The organism is Bacillus sp. PK3-067 (assembly GCF_056738645.1).
Map to the genome: position 1 here is coordinate 206,299 of NZ_CP096490.1, position 24,424 is coordinate 230,722.

The window sequence follows — 24,424 nt, forward strand, 5'->3', positions numbered from 1 at the left end:
ACCTCTAGGAGATAGTGATACAATGTCAAATGGGGGGAGGGTATGAACTATGGTTAATCAACGTATAAAGGAAATAACACTAATTACAATTGGTTCATTATTATTCGCAATTGGTATTAATTACTTTGCAATTCCAAACCGTTTATCGGAAGGTGGAATTATTGGTTTAACGGTTGTTACGTACTACTTATTTGATTGGTCACCAGGAATTGTGAACTTTGCTATAAATGCAATTTTACTAGCTGTTGGTTATAAATTTTTTGATAAGAAAACAATGATTTATACAATTTTAGGGATTGTAGAAACATCTTTGTTTTTATACGTTACAGAACATATTGAGTATCATGTAAATAGTGATACATTATTAGCAGCTTTATTTGCTGGTTTATTTGTGGGAATTGGATTAGGTTGTATGTTCAAAGCCGGAGGTACATCGGGAGGATCAGCAATCTTAGCTCAGTTAGCAAATCAATATTTAGGTTGGAGTGTAGGTAAAGGCGTACTAATTATTGATATTGTTGTAATTGCTGGTTCTGTATTTATAATAGGGCAAGAAAAGGCGATGTATACACTTGTGGCTGTGTTCATTGGAGCGAAGGTGATTGATTTCATTGTAGAAGGAATGGACACAAAAACGGCTGTTACGATTATTTCGAATCAACCAGATTTAATTCGTGAAGCTATTACGAAAAATATGACACGCGGTGTTACTGTATTAGAAGGGCGCGGCGGATATACTGGTAAAAATAAAGAAGTTTTATATGTTGTTATTAATAAACAAGAGCTTGTTAAGTTAAAACAAGTTATTAGCCGGGTAGATGAAGATGCTTTCGTTGTTATACATGATGTACGTGATGTACTTGGCGGTGGCTTTAAAGCAAGCTAAAAGGTGAACGAGCAAATTCGTTCACCTTTTTTAATTCTTACAAAAATGTAAGTGTAATGTAATGAGATTCAATAGTAGATTTTATTCCCCCTTTTTAAAATGGATGTATATATATCCTGCAGAGGAGGAATGTTTATTATGAAGAAAAAAATGATCACTACTATAATAGCGATGATAGTGATAATAGTAATGTTACTGCCTACGAAACTTGGACCAGTTATCGATAAATATAATCCATTTTATAAGACGAAAGAATACTATACGGTTGTGAATACAATTGGTCAGCATATTGGTGATGAGTGGTATGAATATGAATTTATTGCATTCGATGAACGTGGTAGAGAGCAGAAAATAAAGAAAACGGTTAAGCATATGTTAAAGAGAGATGAAGCATTAAAGGTTTTTGCAAAAGGACGTTACGGTGAATCGATTGAAGAGATTGAGGTTGCAAATATTCCTATAAATGCGAAGAGCAAACTTTTAACGATGAGATAGTGAAATATACCCCCGGCTATTTTTTGTCGAAAATAAAAATACTGGGTAAGGGTATTTTTGAGATTAACAAAAAAGCCTTAGTCCATATAGACTAAGGCTTTTTTATTATATAAAGGGGAAGGGGGTACATTGTAGTAGCATGGGTGAAAGGTATAAGAAGAGTAGCTACTAGCAATGTAATTTGGTTATGTGAGTGTTCTTCTTATTTGGCTTACTTTCTAACTTTATTGTACGAAATATAAGTAAGGGGAACTATCGAATTACATTACACATAACTTACAAACATGTAAGCCTTCTGTAATGTAATTCGATAGTTAAAAGATAGTAATTTTCATATAGTGTAACTAGAAAGTCTCAATGTATTACTTTCTGTTTGTAATGAAGAATGAAAAACCAACTAATTTTTAATAATCCTCATCTGAATAAAGATGGGGATCCTTTTTTAAACCTTACAACATTGTAAGGTTTACGTAAGTTAATTCGATAGTAAATTTGTCATATTTTTTGCATAATAGATACAGATAGAAAAATAATTAGGGATCTAGTAAGAAGGGAGAAGAATGGGATGCGTAAAGAAGAAGTAGTGAAGTTACCAATTAAAGATTTCTGTAGCTACTTTACTGTTGCCGTAGTGTGTATTGGATTATTTGATATCATAACAAACTTAATTGTTAAATAATATAGATGCTAAAACAAGAAAGGAAGTCCTTTCTTGTTTTTTTTATGGGGGCATAAAGATGGAATGGATTGATAGTCATATACATGTTGATCAATATAAGGATGAAGAGAAGAGCAGATTGCTGAAAGAGGTGGAAAATAGTAAGGAAATAAAGGGGCTTATTGCAGTATCTATGAATTATCAATCTTGTAAGGAAACGTTATCTTTAGCGAAGAAGTATCCCTTTATATATCCAGCGATAGGGTTTCATCCAGAGCAACAGATTCATAAAGAAGAGTGTGAACAGATTTATCAACTTATTGAACAGAACGCAGAGGAAATTGTTGCGATTGGTGAAGTAGGTTTGCCCTATTATTTGAGAAAAGAAGATGAAAGAATTGCTGCAGATCCATACATAGCTGTATTGAAAAAATTTATAGAACTAGCTAGTAAGTATAATTTGCCGATTGTATTACACGCAGTTTATGAAGATGCTGACATTGTATGTGATTTGCTAGAGAAATATAAAGTTTCACGTGCACACTTTCATTGGTTTAAAGGAAGCGATGAAACAATGAAACGGATGATGAGAAATGGTTATTATATTTCGATTACACCGGATGTTTTACATAAGGAGAAGATTAGAAAAATCGTTTCGTATTATCCGCTTGAATATATGATGGTAGAAACAGATGGTCCGTGGGAATTTCAAGAAGATGTTATAACGCACCCAAGAATGATTCGAGAGGTATTAAAGGAAATTAGTTCTATAAAAAACATATCCATTGATAAGGTCGCAGAAACAATATATGAAAATACAAGTCGATTTTATTTGAAAGGATAGGAGAATTATAGTTTTAATCATGTAACGGAAAAAGTAAAAGTTGAATTTATTTAATAAAATGCCACGGTTTGATATAGGACAAAAAACCACCAAGCGTTCCGCTCGGTGGTTTTGTATTAGGATTCTAATTTTTTCGCACGTTTTAATAATAAAAGAAAGACAATGATAACGAACCCCAGTATAAGGAAGAAGCCATATTGCTTTATATAATCAATTATGTCATTCGCACTGGTTGGTTTTTCAACGTGAATGCCGTCTTTATTCGTCGTAATATGAATATCTTTCATTTTTACTTCATTCTTTTCCTTTTGTAAATCAATCCATTCTATATTTGGAATACTTTCTAGATCCTTTAACACTTCTTTTAATGGTTTCGCACCTAAGTAAGGATGATAGAATGCACCAATAACTCCATCGGATAATTTAGAAACAGATAGAGCACGCTCTTTCATTTTAGCAGTAGTTTGTGGCGTATCTTCTTCAATAAATCCGACTGTTTCAGGCAATAGTTTCATTCCATGTAAAAATGATGGAGTACTTGTATAATATGGTGAGTGCATGGATTTCCAAGTTGTATCATTTAACTGTAGTTGTCCTACATAAGTTGAAAAGTACCTTGATAATATTTCATATCCTTTTTGAGACATCGTGTAATGAGGTGCTTCAAAGGCAACAGGATATAGTTTAGCATCTACAAGTTCTTGAATTCCTTTTTCGATATGATCTTTCGTATATTTTTCCTCGAATTCTTCCCCTTTTTTTACATATTGGTTATATGACTCTATATTTGGAAAGTCATCTTTTGTCTTCGGTTTTTCATGCTTCGGTTGGCGAATTGGCTGATCTGTTTTTACATCCCAAAATTCAAAGCCTTCACCTGTTTCACTGTCATAAAATTGGTGAGTATAACCATGCATAATAATTGCTGCACCATCATCTTGCATAGAGCGTAAAAGATCAACTAGTTCTGGTTTATCTTTTAAATGTATTATCTTTCCTGTATCTGGATCTTTATATACCGGAATAACAGTAATCATGTAAGGCATCTTTTTCTCTTTTAGTAATTCAGCAATTTCTTTCAATTGATTTATATCTGCTGCGGGGTGAACATCCTCAAGGCGTAAATAAGCTTCAACTTTATTTTTCGTTGGTTTTTGGCTGAAATAAGAAAATAACATTTCACCGACGTAATGAGACATCCAGTCAAAGAGGTTAGGTGTTGCAACATAATAAGATGTTTCATGCTGAACGATTAGTGGGTTAGTGTTATTTGAGCTTAAGGCGTTAGCAAGCACAGTTCCATTCGTATCAAATGATTGAATTAATCGTTCCTCCTCTAAGGTATTTTTTAGCTTCTTGTCTGGATATTCAATTTTATTAACTCGTATATCATCACTATTCAAAGTAATGAAAGAAAAACGCTTAGATAATTGTTCAACATTTTGTCCTAATACTAATACAGGGCCGGAGAAGTTTTCTAGAAATTGTTTCGTTTCATCAGAAAACGCTTCTTTTGTTTCACCGATATAAACAATATGTGTATAGGAGGATACGTTATTAATTGAAGTTGCTTCTTTTAAGTTTTTTACGGTTATATCATTTGTAAAATGTCCTAATTGAGTATTAAGGATTTGGACATTATTTGAAAATTTATCGTCTTGTGTACTATACAAAACAAGTACTTTTGGTTTTGATGATGTTTGTGCAGAGGTGTAGGTAGGGATGAGTAGTAAAATGCTGAACAAGAGTGTTAGGCATTTTTTCATTTTGTATGCTCCTATTCTATATATAGAGTTCAGTTTACAATTATATACAATAAATGCGTTATAGTCTATGAAAGTTACATTTTTGTACGTATTTACCAGCTGTTTTTTCACAAAATCGGTCTAAAGCATGATGATAATATGTATAGTTATTTGCTATGATAAAAGAGTAATAGAATGTAGGTAATTGTAAAGGGAAGGCTGAAAGGGGACAAATTTCAGCGGAGAAAGAGGTAGAGGTAGTGAAGAAATTCTTTGTAGGATTTTTAGTTGTTCTTGGAGTATATTTATATTTCCAAGGAAAGTCTGAAGGAATGGATAAGCTAGTGAATGGAACAAGCTATGTTGATTCAGAAGAAGCAAAACAGATGAAACAAATCATTATAGAGGAAGCGAAGAAAGTAAATCTTCCAGAATGGATACCTCTTGCAATTGCCGAGCATGAAAGTCGATTAAATCCAAGAAGTGTTGGAGATAATGGAACTTCATTTGGATTGTTTCAACTACACCGCGGCGGCGGGCTTGCACCAGAGCATTTAACTGATGATGAGCTGAAAGATCCACGTACAAATGCGCAAATTGCAATGCCGCATTTAATGAAAGGATATAAGCGTGGGGTGCAAAAAGGTTTGACTGATTTTGCATTACTGAAATATATAGCGAATACATCTGGATGGCCAGGGAATTTAGGGCCAGAGTGGACGGATAATAACATGAAGTATAACATCGGATTAGAAGATGTGTACTATCGAAATAAAGGTGTAATAAAAGAGTAGGTTTTGATACCTACTCTATTTTTTTTGATAATCGTGTCATTTTGTGAAATACTCCGCTAGTTGTATTTTCACCTCTTCTAGTTTTGTAGAAACTTGCGGTATTTTATATCCTACATACAGCGGTGAAACGACAAACCTAGGAACAACTTTACAAATAATTTTTCCATTTAAGTAATAGAAGAATAAGTTATAACTACTGCATCCTTTATGAAAATCTATCAGTATGTAACGTACAGTTTGCTGAATGTAATTTGCCATTTCATCTATATATGAAATATTATCAATGATTATATTGAATTCAGTGAAGCCAATAATGGGACGCTCTGAAATATTAAGCTCAATGCGTTCATTTTTTTGAACAATTACTCCTTGGAAATTTTCCTCTTTAATATTTTCAAGATAATCTACATATTTCATTCCGATAATTTGCATGTGTGCATGATGCAAACTTCCACCTGAAAATGGACCGTGATTTTTATATAAAATCACAGATGCGAACTCTTCGTTCTTCTGTAAGTGTAACCAATGTTGAATAGAAAATTGCATTAATTTTCTCATATGTTCTTCTGTATATGTTGCGATATGATCTTCGCAATTATCGGTTTCGATTAACACTGTTTGAAATGTATCTTGTAATGTAGGAAATTTATTTTTTAACCAAATAATAGAACCATCAGTTGCTAAAATATCCGTTAATTGTTCTTTATCGCAAAATGGACATGCAGCGCTTCTATTCCGAATACTTTCTGGTTTTTGTTTACCGATATCGTTTAAAAAATATAGTTGTTGTGTATCCATTTGTATATATGCCCCTTTAAAATATGTGTAAAAATCCCGCTTAATACATTCGGGAAAAGGAGAAGGAAATCCTCTAAAGGAATAGGGGAAAAATAAAAGACAAGATATCCTCATTACGATAGGGTACCTTGTCTTTTATTTTTTCTCTAATAGTGTGTATGGATAATATAGAACATTTTCGTTATTTTTCTTTTTTCTCTTTTTTATTGTGTATAAGGTAATTGCTGTGCTTGCAATGATAATAATGGCTTTCTTCATATTCATATACCCCTTTTTATTGTTGGTTTAATTCTTGGCTAACTGCTTTTGCATCGACTAAAGCGTGTAAAATCATTTTCACCATGTTCATCATATTTCTTCACTCCTTTTTATAGTTCATTTAGTTCTTTTACAACTGCTTGTCCGTTCACTAATACCTCAAAGATTGCTTTTACGATTTCTTTCATCATGTTTGTTTCCTCCTTTTGTTTGTCTCGCTTGTTTACATCTTTATTGTATAGGGAGGCATCTTTTCGTACTATCGCTTTCCATTACGTGAACATAACAGTTTTGTAAGATTTGATGTCACTTATTGAAATGTTTAGTCTATCTTCATTATTTTCAGAAAAATGACTATTCAAACATGAAATTGGAAAGTATAATAAAGAAGTAAGTATTAAATTCCGTACGAAAGGGGTGAATGAGATGAAACGTTCTTTAGCTGCGCGTGCCAAATTTTTAGATTTTATTTATTTTTGTCGTGCGATTTTTCATGATGTAGTTGTTAACGGGATACGTATGCCCTTTTTTAACAATTGCATAGTGACTATTGAACGATAGAAATCTCTTCACCCATTTTTAATAAACGTGTGAAAAGGGAGCTATTTGGCTTCCTTTTTCTATGCCGAAAACCATGGGGAATGTTTCTTTCTCATGGTTTTTTATATTGAAAGGAGTACGGAAAATGACTATTTGTAGTGTAAATAATGTAATGAAATCTTTTGGTGGAAACATCATATTTGAAAATATATCGCTTGAAATAAAGAATGGTGAACGTGTTGGGTTAGTTGGTCGTAACGGTAGTGGGAAGACAACAATCTTTGGACTTCTAACGGGAAAGGAGAGTTTGGATGCAGGAGCCATCCATATGAAGAAAGGTACACGTATTGGTCATGTCGCACAAATTCGGAAGTTTGATGAGGTTATGACTGTATATGATGTATTGAGTTCTGCTTTTAAAGTAGAAAAGGAATTAGAAAAAGAAATGCATGCTTTAGAAAAAAATATGGCGGTGGAACAGGAACAATCTGCTTTGGAAAAGCTAATGGAGAGGTACGGAGTCATTCAAGAAAAATTTGCATTTCTCGGTGGTTATGAAATCGAGGCAAATATAATGAAGGTAGCAAATGGCTTACAAGTGACAGACTTATTTTCAAGAGTATTTACGGAATTAAGTGGAGGAGAACAGACGAAAGTAAGCCTTGCATATATGCTATTGCAGAAACCAGATTTACTTCTATTAGATGAACCAACAAATCATTTAGATTTATTTGCAGTTGAATGGTTAGAGCAATTTTTAAAAGAATACACTGGAACAGTTATAGTTATTTCACATGATCGCTATTTCCTTGATGAAGTTGTAACGAAAATTTTTGATTTGGAAGATGGAGAGATTCACGTGTACCATACGAATTATTCTCAGTTCGTTGAGGAGAAGGAAGAAAGATTACTTCAAGAGTTTCAAGCTTATCAGGAGCAACAAAAGAAAATAAAGAAAATGAAAGAAGCAATTAAGCGTCTACGTGAATGGGCAAATCAAGCGAACCCTCCGAATGAAGGATTGCATAAAAGAGCGAGAAATATGGAACGTGCGTTAGAACGTATAGAGAAATTAAAGAGGCCAATTTTAGAACGAAAACAGATGGGTCTTCAGTTTGAAGGGCAAGAGAGAAGCGGGAAAGATGTTGTTGTAATGAAAGAAGTGAGTAAAGGTTTTGCTGGACGACCTTTATTTGAACAAGCGAATTTACATGTTCGTTTTCAAGAGCGTGCGGCTATCGTTGGTCGTAATGGTACAGGAAAGACTACATTATTAAAACTACTATTAGAAGAAATAAATCCAGACGTTGGTGAAATTCGAATTGGTAGTAGTGTCAAAATTGGTTATTTATCACAGCATACGTATGGAAATGTGAAGAGTAATGTATTGGAAGCGTTTAGAGAGTATGTAGCTGTAACAGAAGGAGAAGCAAGGCATATATTGGCTAAGTTTTTATTTTATGGTCCAGCAGTATTTAAGAAAGTAACGCAACTGAGCGGTGGAGAAAAAATGAGGTTAAGACTTGCGCAACTTATGTATCAAGACATCAATTTTTTAATTTTAGATGAGCCGACAAACCATCTTGATATTGAATCAAGGGAAGTTTTAGAGGAAGCCCTTGAGCAATATAATGGAACAATCCTAGCTGTTTCACATGATCGTTATTTTTTAAATAAGTTATTTGAAAAGACGTACTGGATTGATGAATGTAAATTATTTGAGTTTGCAGGAAACTATGCATGGGCTCGTCAAAAATGGGAAGAAAAGCTTGAGAAGCAAGTAATAAAGCAAAAACGCCAAGGGAGAAAGAGTGTTGAAATGGTTCCAGTAAAAGAGAAAAAAGCTAGGAATCTTGAAGAGATTGAAAATGAGTTAATGCATGTAGAAGAAGATATATATGCAATAGAATGTGAAATGGAACATGTAGCTGATGTTGAAAGACTTGAAAAATTATATGAGGAAAAAACGATGAAAGAGTTGTTACGAGCGAAGTTATATAGTGAGTTAGAGAATATTGTGGAGTAAAGAGTAGAAAGCCACTTCCTTTCAGTTTTGTTGGAGGAAGTGGCTTTTTCATAATGATATTTTGCTTTAAAGATTAAATGAAGCGATGTGTTTCACGTGAAACAGTAACTTAGATAAATCCGTGTTCCTCAATTTGCATAGCTTGTGAAGCGTATGAAATGATAAGGTGAAAAATAAATGTCATTAGTGGCTTTTCAATAGGAGTAATCACAAAAACAAAGGCTAATTATTTCCCGAGAGATAAAGTGAGGGCTTTTACGGGCAGCCCGACCCCGACCTAACTTCTTTTGCTTTCGCTGAATTTTGAGGTGGGGTTCTTACTGCCCGGCAAATAGCGGGATAAATATGTATAAAAGAGACTAGTGAATGAAAACGAAAAGAGAGCAAAGTTACAGCTTTACGCGCTGAACCCTGCTCTCTTTTTGCGTGGCATCTTCTCTCGTTGAAATTATAATAGCGATCCCGAGCATGATAAAAAAAGCTAAAAAGAGGACGAACTTTGGGAAGAACGGGAATAGTAATAGCGCTCCGACTATCATAATTGTTAATAATACGTAGTGCAGGACGTATTGGAATAGGTTGTCCATATTTTCGCCCCCTTTTTGGTAATTGTTTATTAGTATTCTATGTTTCATGTTGAAGGAATAGAAGTAGATTTTTAAGTTTTTTAATACGAATTATAGCTGAGTTTTCTTAAAGTATAAATGTAGAGTGATAAATTTGGAAAAATTCTCAAAATATTTATTTAGAAAGAATTGACAAAACATAATGAACGATATAAGCTAATAACCATAAAGTCTACCGGAAAGGTCGGAATAAGATTGTTACCCCTCAAAAACATCTATTTTTTTACGATTAAAACCGACTTTTCCGATTGGCTATAAATGTTGCTGTGGGAGGCATACATAAGGTAATTCGTTCAGAGGGTATAATCATAAAAAGTTAGGGTGGGGACAATGAAGAAAAAGACAAAAAAATGGGCTGGTGTATTTTCGGTATTAATGAGTAGTTCGCTTGTGTTGTCTGCTTGTGGGGGACAGGAGGACGCGGCTTCTACAGAGCCGGTTAAACAGCAGGATTTAAAAAATGTGAAAATTGAAAAGATCGCTGCGACAGATAAAACGAAAGTGCCAGACAAAGCGAAGAATAGAAAAGATACGTTAGTAGTTGGTATTAGTAAGCCAGGCGGCGTATTTTTGCCATACTTCCAACAAAATGGTTGGGATGGAAACGTAACTTCAGTTATTTTTGCATCTCTCGTATCAACCGATAAACAAGGGAAACCAATTCCAGAATTAGCTGAGAAGTGGGACGTTTCTTCTGATCAGTTAACATATACATTCCATTTACGTAAAGATTTGAAATTTAGTGATGGATCGCCATTAACGGCGGATGATGTAGCTTTCACATTGACGCTTTTACATGATAAGGCATATGAAGGTGAAGTAGATATCTCTCAATATGCGGTTAAAGGTGGTAAAGAATATAAGGAAGGAAAAGCAACTTCAATTGAAGGTATTCAAGTTGTTGATCCACAAACAATTAAAATTACAACTGAAAAAGTGAATTCACAAGCTATATTTGTTTTAGGAGGTACAGTACTATCAAAAGCTTATTATGGAAAAGATTATAAGCAAAATACAAGCTTAGATTACTTAAAAGATTTATATGGAAAGCCATTAGCTGCGGGTCCATATAAATTTGAAAAGTATATTCCAGGTCAAGAAGTTCGTTTTGTAGCAAACGAAAATTATTTTGCGGGTAAACCAAAAATTCAAAACTTCATTTATAAAATTACTTCTGGTGATACGAAGCTTCAGTTATTCCAAACAGGAGAAGTTGACCATACTGGCTTAGGTACTGGTGATGAGGTTCTTGAACAGGCTAAGGCTTTAGAATTCGCCAATATCCAAATCGAAACAGCACCGTCATTTAGTTATATTTATATGAATAATAATAAGCCTTACTTAAAGGATAAAAAGGTTCGCCAAGCACTTATTTACGGATTAGACCGCAAAAAATATGTTGATACAGCGTTAAAAGGATACGGTACAGTAGCCAATGTACCAATTCATCCAACTTCTTGGGCTTATACGGAAGAAGGAGTTAATAAATACGAATACGATAAAGAAAAAGCGAAAAAATTATTAGATGAAGCAGGGTGGAAAGTTGGTTCGGATGGAATTCGTGAAAAAGATGGTCAAAAATTAAAACTTTCTTATTTCGGTCCAAGTTCGGCTAAAGATAGTGATTTATTAATTCCGATTGCGAAAGAGAATTATAAAGAAATAGGTGTAGAGTTTAATCCTGAATTTATGGACTTTAATACGATGCTTTCTAAGGTAAACAAAGGGGATTATGATTTAGCTTCTGTTTCGACACCGATTACAAGTGATCCGAGTGAAACAGCTGGTGAATATTTGTCTACTGCAAATGAAACTAGTCTTGGTTATAAGAATGCAAAAGTAGATGAGCTAATTCAAAAAGGTATTGAAACTGTAGATATCGAAAAGCGTAAACCTATTTATAAAGAATTGTATAAAGAATTAAGTGATGATCCACCAGTAATTCTATTAAACTACCGTAGAACAATTACTGGTTATAACGGGAATATAAAAGGAATTGATCCTGAAAAGTACAACAGTATTAGTGCAAACTTACCAGTATTATCATTTGAAAAATAACGATAAGAATGTATAAGTAGAAGACATTTTTTCATTCGGTTAGTAATGTGCCGCTTTGAAAAAATGTTCTTCTATTTTAAGCATAAGATTGGAGAGAAAAAGGGTGAAAACATATATTGTTCGTAGGTTGTTACAAATGATTCCTACACTGCTTGGTACATCAATTATTATCTTCGTCCTGTTCGCACTTCTTCCTGGGGATTATATTGATTCAAACCCGAAAATTACACCGGAAAGAGCAGCTGAACTGAGGGAGTTATATGGGTTGAACAAACCAATTGTTGAGCGTTATTTTCATTGGTTAGGTAATGCATTGCAAGGGGACTTTGGCTTCTCACTTCAATATCAAGAGCCTGTAACGTCATTATTAAATAAATTTATTTGGAATTCCTTTAGTGTAGCAATTATTGCATTGTTTTTTATTTGGCTAATTGCACTTATTATCGGTGTATTCTCGGCGACGAAGCAACATTCTTTATTCGATAAACTTGTAACAATCGGTGTTTTTGCAGCAATGTCATTCCCTTCATTCTTTATCGGTTTGTTTTTAATTAAGGTGTTTGCGGTTGACTTTAAGTTATTACCGATAGGTGGAATGATTGATGTTGGCAGTAATTCAACAGGATTTGCTTACGTGATAGAAGTTGCAAAACATATGATTTTACCAGTATTTATTTTGACACTTCTTGGGGTCGGCTCGCTAACTCGTTATTTTAGAACAAGTATGTTAGAGGTTGTAAGACAAGATTACATACGAACAGCAAGAGCGAAAGGTTTGAAGGAGAAGACGGTTATTTATAAGCATGCATTAAAAAATGCAATTTTACCGGCAATTACGTTATTAGCATTTGAATTACCTGGATTGTTTTCTGGGGCAATTATTATTGAACAAATTTTTAACTGGCCAGGGATTGGTAATATTCAATTAGAAGCATTAAATTTCCGTGACTATACAGTATTGATGGCATTTACGATGTTTCTTTCTTGTTTAACAATCGTTTCAAACTTTTTAGCAGATATCGTATATGCAGTTGTTGATCCAAGAATTCGGTTGAAGTAAGGGGGGAAAGAAATGGAGACTGTTACAGTAATTACAGAAAAAAAAGAAAAAAAGAGAAGAAATGAATCATCACCATGGCGACAAGCTTTTAAAAAGATAAAGAAAAATAAGATGGCACTTGTAGGGTTTTATGCATTAATTTTTATGTTTTTATTTTGTTTTATCGGTCCGTTCTTTTCTCCATATGCATCAGGAAAAATACAAGTTGCGCTCATTAACAAACCACCTAGTTTTTCTCATTGGCTTGGTACAGATCAATTAGGAAGAGATATTTTAACAAGGCTTATGCAAGCGGGACGTATTTCATTAACCATTGGTTTAGCTTCAATGGTTTTATCGGTTATACTTGGAGCTTTATTAGGAGCGATTGCAGGTTTTTATCGTGGTATTGTGGACAATATTATTATGCGACTTGCAGATATTTTAATGTCGATGCCAGGATTACCGTTACTTATTATAATGGGTGCGATTTTATCAGAGTGGAAAGTACCGTCTGATTATCGTTTGTATGTCATTATGATTATTTTAAGTTTAGTAGGTTGGCCAGGGCTTGCACGCCTTGTAAGAGGGCAAATTTTATCACTTAGGGAGCAAGCATTTATGCAAGCTGCGGATGTGTTAGGAATAAAAGATTACCGGAAAATTATATATCACTTAATACCTAATGTTTTACCCATTTTAATTGTCGTATCTACATTAGGTGTTGCAGGTTCTATTTTGGGAGAATCCGCACTAAGTTACTTAGGTCTCGGAGTCGTTCCACCTACACCATCATGGGGGAACATGATTAGCGCAGCTAACTCATTAATCGATTTCCAAAAGCGTCCATGGTTATGGATTCCGCCTGGTTTTGCAATCTTTATAACAGTTGTATCAATTAATTTACTTGGTGATGCACTTCGTGATGCATTAGATCCAAAGATGAGACGGTAGGTGAGGAGATATGAGTAAAGCGGTAGTAGAGCTGAAAGATTTACAAACACACTTTCAGACAGAAGAAGGGACAGTAAAAGCTGTGAATCATGTTAGTTTTTCTGTTCGAGAAGGTGAAACTGTTTGTGTTGTAGGTGAATCTGGTTGCGGAAAAAGTGTAACGGCGTTATCTATTATGGGACTTATTGCTGAATCAGGCAGTGTAGTAGGTGGAGATATTTTATATGAAGGAAAAAGTCTTTTAGGAATGAAAGAGAAAGAGCTTCGTAGTTTACGAGGGAATGATATTGCGATGATTTTCCAAGAACCGATGACATCGCTAAACCCCGTCTTCACTGTAGGAGAGCAAATTGTAGAAACGTTAAGGGAGCATGAATTACTTAGTAAAAATGAAGCATATAAGAAGGCAATTGAGTTAATTCGTAAAGTTGGCATAGCCCGCGCTGATGAAATCGTCCATTCTTATCCGCATGAACTGAGTGGCGGGATGTTACAACGTATTATGATTGCTGTTGCACTTAGTTGTAATCCTAAGTTATTAATTGCGGATGAACCAACAACAGCTCTTGATGTTACTATTCAGGCTCAAATATTGGATCTACTAAGACAAGTGAAAGAAGAATTTAAAACGTCGATTTTATTAATTACACATGACTTAGGTGTCGTAGCGGAAATGGCTGATTATGTTGTCGTTATGTATGGCGGGAAAGTTATTGAAGAAGCCCCAGTACTAGAGATATTCCAAAATCCAAAACATCCTTATACGAAAGGATTATTGAAATCAAAACCAGTAATGGGAAAACGAATAGATAAACTATATTCTATTCCAGGGCAAGTTCCGAATTTAGTTGGTTTAGGTGAGTTTTGCTACTTTAGTGGGCGTTGTGAGCATTGTATGGAAATATGTGGGAAAGAAGCCCCAAATCTAAATGTAAATGATGAAAATCATAAAGTAGCTTGCTGGCTATATGAGGAGCGTGCGGAACAATGAGTGAACCATTATTAGAGGTAAAAAATCTAAAGACATATTTTCCAATTAAGGGTGGCGTATTTAGTAGAACAATTGGGCATGTAAAAGCGGTTGATGGAGTAAGTTTTACTATTAATAAAGGTGAAGTGTTTGGTCTCGTTGGCGAATCAGGGAGCGGAAAAACAACAATAGGAAAAACAATTTTACGCCTCGTTCAAAAAACGGAGGGAGAAGTGAAGTTTAAAGGGAAAGATGTTCATTCTTTATCCAAGGATGAATTAAGAAAACATCGCCCTAATATGCAGCTCGTTTTCCAAGATCCATTTAGCTCATTAAATCCGAGAATGAGAATTGGAGAAGCGCTTGGAGAGCCAATGTTGGCCCACGGATTAGCGACGAAAGAAAATGTTCGTGAAAAGGTAATTGAAGTATTGGAGTTATGTGGGTTAGCTCCTTATCATATTGACCGGTATCCCCATGAGTTTTCTGGTGGACAACGTCAGCGTATCGTAATCGCAAGAGCTATGGTATTAAATCCGGAATTTATTGTAGCTGATGAACCTGTGGCGGCACTAGATGTATCTATCCAAGCACAAATTATTAATTTATTTAGTGAGTTACAAGAGAAAAAGGGATTATCTTATTTATTCATTTCGCATGATTTAAGTGTAGTAGAACATTTATGTACGAAAATCGGAATTATGTATTTAGGTACGATTGTGGAGACAGCACCGCGTGATGAGTTATTTACCAATCCGCTACATCCTTATACGAAAGCATTGTTATCAGCTGTTCCAATACCAGATCCAACAGTGAAGCGAGAGCGAATTATACTAGAAGGGGATATTCCAAGTCCAGCAAATCCACCTTCGGGCTGTCGTTTTCATACACGTTGCCCATTTGCAACGGATGTTTGTAAAAAAATAGTACCAGAATTCCGTAATGTTGGTGCAGAGCATTTTGTTGCTTGTCATCACGTATAAAAAAGGACTCTTTCAAATTGAAAGAGTCCTTTTTTTATTTACTAGATGAAGTTTGTTTCAATACAAATTGCTCGATTGCGTGAGCAACACCATGTTCATTGTTTGTTAGTGTTACAACATCACATAGCTTTTTTACATCTTCTTCAGCGTTGCCCATTGCAACAGATAAGCCTGCTACTTCTAACATCGGTACATCATTAAAATTATCACCAATAGCAATTGTATCTTCAATAGGGATATTAAAATGAGCTGCCATCTGCTGTATCCCGTTTCCTTTATGTCCATTCTTATCCATAATTTCTAAGTTAGTAGGAGCCGATGCTGTAACCATAATATCAGCATCTTCTTGTAATATACTTAATAGTTGTGCGCGATGCGCTGCATTAAACGTTAAAATGAAGAATTTAGATATTTCTAGTTCTTGGTTATTTACAACATCTTCTATTTTTTTGAAATCAGTAATTAGGTTCGATTTCTTTTGCTTTTCTGTAATTCGTTCAAGTTCCTCTAATGTAACATCAAGCGCATGCTTATTTTCTTCGAATGCTTGCATCACTTGATCTTGCCATGTATATGGAGAATAAACTCCTTTATTCGTATATAGCTTATATGGGAAACCTTCAGATTCTAGTAATTTTGCAAGTTTGTACACTTTGTCGTTTTGTATACAACGCGAGTTAATTACTTTTCCATCCACATAAACAATAGCCCCATTGCTTGCTCCGACTGGAAGAGATAATTTATATTCTTCCAATAGCTTTAAAGCATCCTCTTTCGCACGACCAGAACAGATCATTACAATATGACCAGCTTCTTGTGCAGTTTGGATTGCTTGTAGGTTTTCTTTGGAGATTTCAAGATTAGATGATAGTAGTGTACCATCCATATCTAATGCGATTAATTTCAAAATGACCACCTCTTTGTTTTTATTATACATAGTTATATAGAGGAAACATATAAACTTATCTTGGAAAGACGGTATTTTATCTCATATTAAAAGTAAGTAAAGATTAGATAGGTTTAGTGTCACTAAATAAACGATTTGTAACAAAAATAGAGAGGAATATGACTACATTTCACTTTATGACTGTAATGTTACACTAATGTTACAAACGTGAACTTAGTGAAAAACGCATTAAATAAAGGTTTTTGAGGATTATTATAAAAAAACGTAAAAAAAGTGTAATAAATTTTACGTAATTATATTGCAACGTAATAATAGTTATGTTACATTAATGTTACAAACGTTACGTTATCAAATTTAATGTAACGTTAACATAAAAACTATGAAATAAACATTTCTTAGAAATTACATATAGATAACTTATAAAAAGGGAGGATAAATGATATGAAAGAGCAAGTATTACAAGTAACAAAAGGTGATTTCGTAGGATCAGCAAGTGGAGCGGTAGTATTAACAGCATTAATCGTATTTCTATCAAGCGTATTAGTATAATAGAAGCTTTGTAACAAAAGAAAAGGAAGGGAGAATGAAAGGTATGAAAGAGCAAGTATTACAAGTAACAAAAGGTGATTTCGTAGGATCAGCAAGTGGAGCGGTAGTATTAACAGCATTAATCGTATTTCTATCAAGCGTATTAGTATAATAGAAGCTTTGTAACAAAAGAAAAGGAAGGGAGAATGAAAGATATGAAAGAGCAAGTATTACAAGTAACAAAAGGTGACTTCGTAGGATCAGCAAGTGGAGCAGTAGTATTAACAGCGTTAATCGTATTTCTATCAAGCGTATTAGTATAATAGAAGCTTTGTAACAAAAGAAAAGGAAGATATGAAAGAGCAAGTATTACAAGTAACAAAAGGTGACTTCGTAGGATCAGCAAGTGGAGCGGTAGTATTAACAGCATTAATCGTATTTTTATCAAGTGTATTAGTATAATAGAAGTTTTAAATCAAACAAAAAAGGAAGGAGAATGAGGGATATGAACAGTGAACAAGTGTTTCAAGTAACAAAAACAGATTTATTAGGATCCTTAGGTGGAGCGATAATATTAACATCATTTATTCTATTCCTTGCAAATGTATTAGTATGAGATATATAAATACAATCATTCAAAAAAAATAAAGACTCTAACGTATTAGTAAGTAGTTAATATGTTGGAGTCTTTTTTATATTCTTCTTATATCCCCTCAAGTATTAAAGTTACCTCATTATCCAGCATGCATGGCTAATTAAATGTTGCGGTTGAAACTTGATTCAACGAATAATCAAAAATCCACTGAATAAAATCCCGCTTTATTTCAAAGAGAAAAAAGTCGAATTTTATATGTAAGAAAAAAAGAGGAATTTGACAGAAAAGATAGAAAATTTTAAAGGTCAGAATTTGTTAGCTTGCTAACTAATTTCTATTAATTAACGTTGGAAGCGTTTTCGGTTGGTTTTAAGTATGGACCATTTAATCTATTTACAGGGGGATGAAGATATTATGAAACAAAAATCTATGGATACGCTAGCTGCACAAATGGAGGACTTTTTTCCAGTACGTGATGTAGATCATTTGGAATTTTACGTAGGGAATGCAAAGCAATCGAGTTATTATCTTGCGAGAGCGTTCGGATTCAAAATTGTGGCTTACTCTGGATTAGAAACTGGAAACCGTGAAAAGGTATCTTATGTTCTTGTGCAAAAAAATATGCGTTTCGTTGTGTCTGGAGCTTTAAGTAGTGAAAATCGTATTGCAGAGTTTGTAAAGACTCATGGTGATGGCGTGAAGGATGTGGCACTACTTGTTGATGATGTTGATAAAGCATACTCAGAAGCAGTGAAACGTGGTGCCGTCGCAATTGCTCCACCGCAGGAATTAACAGATGAGGACGGTACATTGAAAAAAGCAGTTATTGGTACGTATGGTGATACAATTCATACGCTTGTAGAGCGTAAAAATTATAAAGGGGCATTTATGCCAGGATTCCAAAAGGTAGAATTTAATATTCCATTTGAAGAGTCTGGTTTAATTGCTGTTGATCATGTAGTTGGTAATGTTGAAAAAATGGAAGAGTGGGTTAGTTATTACGAGAATGTTATGGGCTTTAAACAAATGATTCATTTTGATGATGACGATATTAGTACAGAGTATTCGGCGTTAATGTCGAAAGTTATGACGAATGGAAGTCGTATTAAGTTTCCTATTAACGAACCAGCAGACGGAAAGAGAAAGTCACAAATTCAAGAGTATCTAGAATTCTATAATGGAGCTGGTGTACAACATCTTGCTTTATTAACAAGTGATATTGTTAAAACAGTTGAAGCGCTTCGTGCAAATGGGGTGGAGTTTTTAGATACACCTGATACTTATTATGATGAGTTAACTGCACGAGTTGGAAAAATCGATGAAGAAATTGATAAGTTAAAAGAATTAAAGATTTTAGTAGATCGTGATGATGAAGGTTACTTACTACAAATCTTTACGAAACCAATTGTAGATCGCCCGACTTTATTTATTGAAATCATTCAACGTAAAGGTTCTCGTGGATTTGGTGAAGGAAACTTTAAAGCGTTATTCGAATCAATTGAAAGAGAACAAGAGCGTCGCGGAAACTTATAAGATTTATATCCACCAGCAAAAGTCCCTTTGCTGGTGGAAATTTCATTTTTATAAGGAGGAATCAGGATGAAATTTGTTACATTTTGTCTTCCTTCAAAAGAACTACGGGCTGGATGGCTTGAAGGTGACAAAGTAATAGATATGAATCTTGCTAGTGAAGGGAAAATCCCTTCTTCTATGATGGCTTTTTTAGAGAAAGCGGATGAGTATGTAGAAGTAGTGCGGAATATTAAGAATCCAAATAAGGGTATATATGCTTTAGAAGAAGTACAATTGACAGCTGCTCTTCCTAATCCGAGTAGTATTCGAGATTTTTACGCATTTGAACAACATGTAAAAACAGCTCGCGGACGAAGAGGATTAGATGTTGTGCCCGAATGGTATGATATTCCGGTTTTTTATTTTACTAATCATCGTGCTGTAATTGGTTCCGGTGATTTTGTAATTGGTCCGAAAAAGTCTAAAAAGCTTGATTATGAGTTGGAGATTGCTTGCGTAATGGGAAAAGAAGGGCGAAATATTTCTCGTGAGCAAGCAGAGGAATATATTTTTGGTTATTGTATTATGAACGACTGGAGTGCGAGAGACTTACAAGCAACAGAAATGAAAGTAGGTCTCGGTCCAGCGAAAGGAAAAGACTTTGCAACTTCTTTAGGAGCACATCTTGTTACGAAAGAGGAATTAGACGTTTATCGTAATGGTGATCGATATAATTTAGAAATGACTGCTCATGTAAATGGAAAACTATTATCAAAAGGAAACTTCCAAGATATTTATTATACATTTGCTGAAATGATTGAACGTGCTTCAGAGGACGTTACGTTATATCCAGGAGATGTGATTGGTTCTGGGACAGTAGGAACAGGATGTATTTTAGAACTGGGTACAGAAGAGTGGCTACAAGATGGAGATGTTGTAGAACTGTCGATTACTGGTTTAGGTACACTACGTAATACGATCAAAAAAGAAAAGGAAGCGGGTGATGGGCATGTTTTATCGTCACATGGGAGAACTACCTCATAAACGACATGTACAATTTCGTAAAAAAGATGGATCGCTTTATCGTGAACAGGTAATGGGAACAAAAGGTTTTTCTGGTACGCAGTCTATTTTGTATCATCATTATATGCCAACAGAAGTAGGTCATTCTGCATTATCGCATTCTTGTCAGTTGCAGTATGAAGAGGATGTTGCTCTTTCTCATCGCCACTTTCGAACGAAAGAAAGTAAAAAAAGTGGTGATGCAATAAGTGGACGGAATTTCATACTTGGAAATGAAGATTTATTAATTGGAGTAGTGAGTCCAACAGAAAAAATGGATTATTTCTATCGTAATGGTGATGGCGACGAAATGTTATTTGTTCATTATGGAACAGGGAAAATTGAAACGATGTTTGGAACGATTCACTATAGAAAAGGCGACTATGTAACGATCCCAATTGGAACGATTTATCGTGTTATTCCAGATGAAGGAGAGACTAAGTTTCTTGTTGTAGAGGCCAATAGCCAAATTACAACGCCGCGTCGTTATCGAAATGAATACGGACAATTGTTAGAACATAGTCCGTTTTGTGAAAGAGATCTTCGTGGTCCAGAAAAATTAGAGACATATGATGAAAAAGGCGAGTTTGTCGTAATGACAAAATCAAGAGGCTATATGCATAAACATGTTTTAGGACACCACCCGTTAGATGTTGTGGGATGGGATGGCTATTTATATCCGTGGGTATTTAATGTAGAGGATTTTGAACCAATTACAGGGCGCATTCATCAGCCACCGCCAGTACATCAAACATTTGAAGGACATAATTTTGTTATTTGCTCTTTCGTACCACGTTTATACGATTATCATCCAGAGTCAATTCCGGCACCATATTATCATAGTAATGTTAATAGTGATGAAGTTCTTTACTATGTAGAAGGAAACTTTATGAGTCGCAAAGGTGTGGAAGAAGGTTCTATTACACTTCATCCGAGCGGGATTCCCCATGGACCGCATCCGGGGAAAACAGAGGCAAGTATAGGGAAGAAAGAGACGCTTGAATTAGCTGTTATGATAGACACATTCCGTCCGCTTCGTATTGTAAAACAAGCACATGAAACAGAAGATGAAAAGTATATGTATAGCTGGATTGAACAAGGTTCATATACTGTGAAATAAGTAAAAAGGCATGCTCTCAATAAGGGGGCATGCCTTTTTCACGGAATCGACATGTATAATAATACCAAAAAAATAATGGAAAGATATATAGAAAGAATAATAAGGATTGTGCATATTCAGAAGAATTTCTACTTGTTTCGACAAAAGTATTGACTAGGAAAAGCGTAATGAGTAAAATAAAAAAGCGAATTAAAAATTTTCAGAAAATTTAAAACTTGGAGGAGTGAAAGATGAAGCAAATTTTTCAAAAGAAGCCAATTGCAAAGTTAATGCAAGAAAGTAAGCAAAAAACGTTAGCAAGAACATTGGGCGCGCTAGATTTAACTATGCTTGGAATCGGAGCAATTGTTGGAACTGGTATTTTTGTTCTAACGGGTGTTGTGGCAGCGAAACATTCTGGGCCAGCTATTATATTATCATTTGCGATTGCCGCTCTAGCTTGTGCCTTTGCTGCATTTTGTTATGCTGAATTTGCTTCTTCAGTTCCTGTCTCGGGCAGTGTGTATACGTATACATACGCGACGATGGGGGAAGTATTCGCATTTTTAATTGGCTGGGACTTAATGCTGGAATATTTACTTGCTACATCTGCTGTAGCGAACGGTTGGTCTGCATATTTTCAATCTTTATTAAAGGGGTTTGGAATTCATATTCCGACTATTCTCTCCTCGGCTCCTGGTACAGGTAAGGGTGGAATAATTGATCTACCTGCAGTTCTAATTATTTTAGTGATGACAGTTCTTTTATCTAGGGGTGTTCGTGAAAGTGCACGAGTAAATAACATTATGGTATTTATTAAAATAGCAGTTGTTCTTATTTTTATCTTTGCTGGTTTTAATTATGTGAAACCTGAAAACTGGACGCCTTTTATGCCATTTGGTTTAGATGGTGTAATGGCTGGAGCGGCTACAGTATTCTTCGCATTTATAGGATTTGATGCAGTTTCAACAGCGGCAGAAGAAGTGAAACGTCCGCAACGTGATTTACCAATTGGTATTATTGCATCGTTATTAATTTGTACAGTTCTTTATATCGTTGTTTCGCTTATTTTGACAGGAATTGTTCCATACGGACAGCTAAATATATCAGATCCAGTTGCTTTTGCACTTCAATTTATTGGACAAGATGGTTTAGCGGGGGTAATTTCAGTAGGAGCAATTACAGGGATTACAACAGTAATGCTAGTTATGATGTATGGGCAAGTTCGTGTTTCTTATGCGATGAGCCGAGATGGTTTACTGCCGAAACGTCTTGCTAAAGTTCATCCGAAATTTAAAACGCCATTTTTAAATACATGGACAACGGGAATTATTGCGGCACTGATTTCAGGATTAATAGATTTAAATGTTTTAGCACATCTTGTAAATATGGGGACATTGTCAGCATTTGCACTCGTAGCTGTTGCGGTAATCGTAATGAGAAGAACACATCCAGACTTACCAAGGGCATTTAAGGCTCCGCTTGTACCATTTTTACCAGCATTAACAGTGATCTTCTGTTTATACTTAATGCTTCAATTATCGGGGACAGCATGGATTAGTTTTGGGATATGGATGGTTATTGGTATAGCGGTTTACTTCATATATAGCCGAAAACATAGTGCTTTAAATAATAGTAAAAAAGAAGAAGATGTTGCAAATTTATAAGTGAAAAAATCCATTCTAATTCTGTTAGAATGGATTTTTTTATTTGAAAATTTACATTTTTCTGAACTTATTATAAGATAATTGTTGGCTAACTAAAGGGGTGAAATGATGAAAAATACGTGGCGTGAGTTAAGGGAGATGGACCGTAACGTATGGATTCGATTTATTGGAGAGACGTTAAATGGAATTGCAATGATGATGTTAATGCCTTTTTTTGCATTATATTTAAAAGATAAGGTAGATTCGTTGTTGGAAGTTGGGGTTATTATGGCGCTTTCTCCAATTGCTGCAAGTTTTGGATCACTTATAGGAGGGAGAATTGCTGACATATATGGAAGAAAGCCTATTATGATATTTTCTATGGCAAGTAATGCATTATTAATGCTCGGTTTTCTATTTATAGAAGGATTTATTCCATATGCAATTTTATCTATTTTTTTAGGGTTGAGTAATTCTTTATTTCATCCAGCTGCATCAGCTATGGTCGCGGATGTAACGGCACCAGAAAAAAGAACAGAGGCATATGGTTTATTACGAATGGGACACAATATAGGTGCTGCGATTGGTCCGATAATGGGAGCATCAGTAGTTGTGTTGTCAAAGAACCTTGTGTTTATTATTGCCTCTTCTACAATGCTATTTTATGCGTTACTTGTATTACTTCTTATTCAAGAGACGATGCCAAAAAGGACAGATAAGGAAGAACATAAAGAAAAGGAAACTGGGGCAGTTTGGAAAATTGTAATGCGAGATAAGGTACTAATGATTTACTTATTAGCAGGCATTATCATTTCGATGGGGTTTTCTCAAACCGAAGGCATGTTGCCACTACATTTTGATAATGAAATGAAGCATATTTTTGGAACGAATAATCCATATCCATATTTAATGGCGTTAAACGGACTATTAGTTGTTTTATTCCAGTTTCAAATTTCAAAATGGGCTACGGATAAACCGGTCGGGAAGACGATGTTATATGGTGCATGTTTATTCGGGATTGGATTATTTTTTATAGGGTGGTTACCGAAGTGGTTTGGAGAATTTAATACAAATGCTACAATTATTTTAATAATACTACTGTTCGTTTATGCTATATATACGTTAGGTGAGATGATTATGTCACCTGTACAGATGACATTTGTAGCAAATTTGGCCCCTGAGCATTTGAGAGGGACTTATATGGGAGCTGCAAGTTTGCAGTGGATTACAGGAAGCGCATTTGGTCCACTTTTGGGCGGTTTTTTATTAGATCGATTACTTGGTCACTTTCTATTTACAATTTTAGCTGTAGGATGTGTAGTTGCAGGTATTGTATATGTTTCTTTAGATCGTCTTGTTGAGCAAAGGCAAAAAGACACACTAACCAAACAATCTTCTTAG

26 protein-coding genes are annotated in these 24,424 nt (G+C 34.8%); 21 read left to right on the plus strand and 5 right to left on the minus strand.

The window, feature by feature from the left end; genetic code table 11:
* Nucleotides 1-49 precede the first annotated feature (49 nt).
* The 3 genes from M1D73_RS01195 (at nucleotide 50) to M1D73_RS01205 (ending at nucleotide 2,883) form a co-directional block, all read left to right on the plus strand.
* On the plus strand, nucleotides 50-886 hold the full coding sequence (locus M1D73_RS01195) for a YitT family protein (protein WP_000248045.1): 837 nt from the start codon (nucleotides 50-52) through the stop codon (nucleotides 884-886).
* 138 nt (nucleotides 887-1,024) lie between these two features.
* Entirely contained in the window at nucleotides 1,025-1,381 is a 357-nt protein-coding gene (locus M1D73_RS01200; RefSeq protein ID WP_000728416.1) for a YxeA family protein, read from the plus strand.
* A gap of 737 nt (nucleotides 1,382-2,118) precedes the next feature.
* Nucleotides 2,119-2,883: a TatD family hydrolase gene (locus tag M1D73_RS01205; RefSeq protein WP_000454736.1), complete on the plus strand. Its 765-nt coding sequence runs from the start codon at nucleotides 2,119-2,121 to the stop codon at nucleotides 2,881-2,883.
* Between the two features lie 116 nt (nucleotides 2,884-2,999).
* Here M1D73_RS01205 and M1D73_RS01210 read toward each other — a convergent pair whose 3' ends face one another.
* Complete coding sequence (locus M1D73_RS01210) at nucleotides 3,000-4,649, minus strand: DUF2334 domain-containing protein (RefSeq protein WP_000710598.1); 1,650 nt, start codon at nucleotides 4,647-4,649, stop codon at nucleotides 3,000-3,002.
* A gap of 239 nt (nucleotides 4,650-4,888) precedes the next feature.
* Between M1D73_RS01210 and M1D73_RS01215 the strand changes: the two genes are divergently transcribed.
* A complete protein-coding gene (locus M1D73_RS01215; RefSeq protein WP_000713249.1) occupies nucleotides 4,889-5,422 on the plus strand; it encodes a transglycosylase SLT domain-containing protein in 534 nt (177 codons plus the stop codon).
* Between the two features lie 36 nt (nucleotides 5,423-5,458).
* Here the strand turns inward: M1D73_RS01215 and M1D73_RS01220 are convergent, their stop codons facing one another.
* Together M1D73_RS01220 and M1D73_RS01225 are read right to left on the minus strand one after the other, a co-directional pair.
* A complete protein-coding gene (locus M1D73_RS01220) occupies nucleotides 5,459-6,220 on the minus strand; it encodes a DUF4931 domain-containing protein (RefSeq protein ID WP_121868641.1) in 762 nt (253 codons plus the stop codon).
* A 135-nt stretch (nucleotides 6,221-6,355) separates the two neighbouring features.
* Complete coding sequence (locus tag M1D73_RS01225) at nucleotides 6,356-6,484, minus strand: hypothetical protein (RefSeq protein WP_002023099.1); 129 nt, start codon at nucleotides 6,482-6,484, stop codon at nucleotides 6,356-6,358.
* Nucleotides 6,485-6,904: 420 nt separating this feature from the next.
* On the opposite strand from M1D73_RS01225, the gene M1D73_RS01230 reads away from it, so the two are divergent.
* On the plus strand, nucleotides 6,905-7,039 hold the full coding sequence (locus M1D73_RS01230) for an RAxF-45 family protein (protein ID WP_000830643.1): 135 nt from the start codon (nucleotides 6,905-6,907) through the stop codon (nucleotides 7,037-7,039).
* Between the two features lie 73 nt (nucleotides 7,040-7,112).
* Entirely contained in the window at nucleotides 7,113-9,044 is a 1,932-nt protein-coding gene (gene abc-f, locus M1D73_RS01235) for a ribosomal protection-like ABC-F family protein (RefSeq protein WP_121868642.1), read from the plus strand.
* A 389-nt stretch (nucleotides 9,045-9,433) separates the two neighbouring features.
* Here the strand turns inward: abc-f and M1D73_RS01240 are convergent, their stop codons facing one another.
* Complete coding sequence (locus tag M1D73_RS01240) at nucleotides 9,434-9,631, minus strand: hypothetical protein (protein WP_000369254.1); 198 nt, start codon at nucleotides 9,629-9,631, stop codon at nucleotides 9,434-9,436.
* A gap of 369 nt (nucleotides 9,632-10,000) precedes the next feature.
* On the opposite strand from M1D73_RS01240, the gene M1D73_RS01245 reads away from it, so the two are divergent.
* The 5 genes from M1D73_RS01245 to M1D73_RS01265 all read left to right on the plus strand — a co-directional run bounded on the left by M1D73_RS01245 (nucleotide 10,001) and on the right by M1D73_RS01265 (nucleotide 15,674).
* Complete coding sequence (locus M1D73_RS01245) at nucleotides 10,001-11,728, plus strand: ABC transporter substrate-binding protein (protein WP_121868643.1); 1,728 nt, start codon at nucleotides 10,001-10,003, stop codon at nucleotides 11,726-11,728.
* 103 nt (nucleotides 11,729-11,831) lie between these two features.
* Nucleotides 11,832-12,788: an ABC transporter permease gene (locus M1D73_RS01250; protein WP_000860748.1), complete on the plus strand. Its 957-nt coding sequence runs from the start codon at nucleotides 11,832-11,834 to the stop codon at nucleotides 12,786-12,788.
* A 12-nt stretch (nucleotides 12,789-12,800) separates the two neighbouring features.
* Nucleotides 12,801-13,721 (plus strand): oligopeptide ABC transporter permease, encoded by a 921-nt coding sequence (gene opp4C / locus M1D73_RS01255; RefSeq protein ID WP_000451077.1) that lies wholly within the window; start codon nucleotides 12,801-12,803, stop codon nucleotides 13,719-13,721.
* Between the two features lie 10 nt (nucleotides 13,722-13,731).
* A complete protein-coding gene (locus M1D73_RS01260) occupies nucleotides 13,732-14,712 on the plus strand; it encodes an ABC transporter ATP-binding protein (RefSeq protein WP_061113659.1) in 981 nt (326 codons plus the stop codon).
* Complete coding sequence (locus M1D73_RS01265) at nucleotides 14,709-15,674, plus strand: ABC transporter ATP-binding protein (RefSeq protein ID WP_001294518.1); 966 nt, start codon at nucleotides 14,709-14,711, stop codon at nucleotides 15,672-15,674. The genes M1D73_RS01260 and M1D73_RS01265 overlap by 4 nt, the downstream gene beginning before the upstream one ends.
* A 34-nt stretch (nucleotides 15,675-15,708) precedes the next feature.
* Here the strand turns inward: M1D73_RS01265 and M1D73_RS01270 are convergent, their stop codons facing one another.
* The gene (locus M1D73_RS01270) at nucleotides 15,709-16,581 is read right to left on the minus strand and encodes a Cof-type HAD-IIB family hydrolase (protein WP_048655811.1); all 873 of its coding nucleotides are present in this window, start codon (nucleotides 16,579-16,581) and stop codon (nucleotides 15,709-15,711) included.
* Between the two features lie 441 nt (nucleotides 16,582-17,022).
* Here M1D73_RS01270 and M1D73_RS01275 point away from each other — a divergent pair, with 441 nt between their 5' ends.
* From M1D73_RS01275 to M1D73_RS01320, 10 genes are all read left to right on the plus strand, one after another.
* Nucleotides 17,023-17,130, plus strand: a complete 108-nt coding sequence (locus M1D73_RS01275; protein ID WP_000664237.1) for a DUF3948 family protein — start codon at nucleotides 17,023-17,025, stop codon at nucleotides 17,128-17,130.
* A 43-nt stretch (nucleotides 17,131-17,173) separates the two neighbouring features.
* Nucleotides 17,174-17,281 (plus strand): DUF3948 family protein, encoded by a 108-nt coding sequence (locus M1D73_RS01280; protein ID WP_000664237.1) that lies wholly within the window; start codon nucleotides 17,174-17,176, stop codon nucleotides 17,279-17,281.
* A 34-nt stretch (nucleotides 17,282-17,315) separates the two neighbouring features.
* On the plus strand, nucleotides 17,316-17,432 hold the full coding sequence (locus tag M1D73_RS01285; protein ID WP_000654250.1) for a DUF3948 family protein: 117 nt from the start codon (nucleotides 17,316-17,318) through the stop codon (nucleotides 17,430-17,432).
* Nucleotides 17,433-17,463: 31 nt separating this feature from the next.
* Nucleotides 17,464-17,571: a DUF3948 family protein gene (locus M1D73_RS01290; RefSeq protein WP_000664237.1), complete on the plus strand. Its 108-nt coding sequence runs from the start codon at nucleotides 17,464-17,466 to the stop codon at nucleotides 17,569-17,571.
* A 43-nt stretch (nucleotides 17,572-17,614) separates the two neighbouring features.
* A complete protein-coding gene (locus M1D73_RS01295; protein WP_481157985.1) occupies nucleotides 17,615-17,725 on the plus strand; it encodes a DUF3948 family protein in 111 nt (36 codons plus the stop codon).
* A 393-nt stretch (nucleotides 17,726-18,118) separates the two neighbouring features.
* Nucleotides 18,119-19,237 carry a 4-hydroxyphenylpyruvate dioxygenase gene (gene hppD, locus M1D73_RS01300; RefSeq protein ID WP_000810922.1) on the plus strand — a complete coding sequence of 373 codons (1,119 nt, stop codon included), beginning with the start codon at nucleotides 18,119-18,121 and terminating at the stop codon, nucleotides 19,235-19,237.
* Between the two features lie 66 nt (nucleotides 19,238-19,303).
* Complete coding sequence (locus tag M1D73_RS01305; RefSeq protein ID WP_000673988.1) at nucleotides 19,304-20,260, plus strand: fumarylacetoacetate hydrolase family protein; 957 nt, start codon at nucleotides 19,304-19,306, stop codon at nucleotides 20,258-20,260.
* Nucleotides 20,226-21,398 (plus strand): homogentisate 1,2-dioxygenase, encoded by a 1,173-nt coding sequence (locus M1D73_RS01310; RefSeq protein WP_013141710.1) that lies wholly within the window; start codon nucleotides 20,226-20,228, stop codon nucleotides 21,396-21,398. The genes M1D73_RS01305 and M1D73_RS01310 overlap by 35 nt, the downstream gene beginning before the upstream one ends.
* 230 nt (nucleotides 21,399-21,628) lie before the next feature.
* Nucleotides 21,629-23,044: a branched-chain amino acid transporter BcaP gene (gene bcaP, locus M1D73_RS01315; RefSeq protein ID WP_121868644.1), complete on the plus strand. Its 1,416-nt coding sequence runs from the start codon at nucleotides 21,629-21,631 to the stop codon at nucleotides 23,042-23,044.
* 108 nt (nucleotides 23,045-23,152) lie between these two features.
* Nucleotides 23,153-24,424, plus strand: coding sequence for an MDR family MFS transporter (locus M1D73_RS01320; protein ID WP_000799723.1), 1,272 nt, complete (start codon nucleotides 23,153-23,155; stop codon nucleotides 24,422-24,424).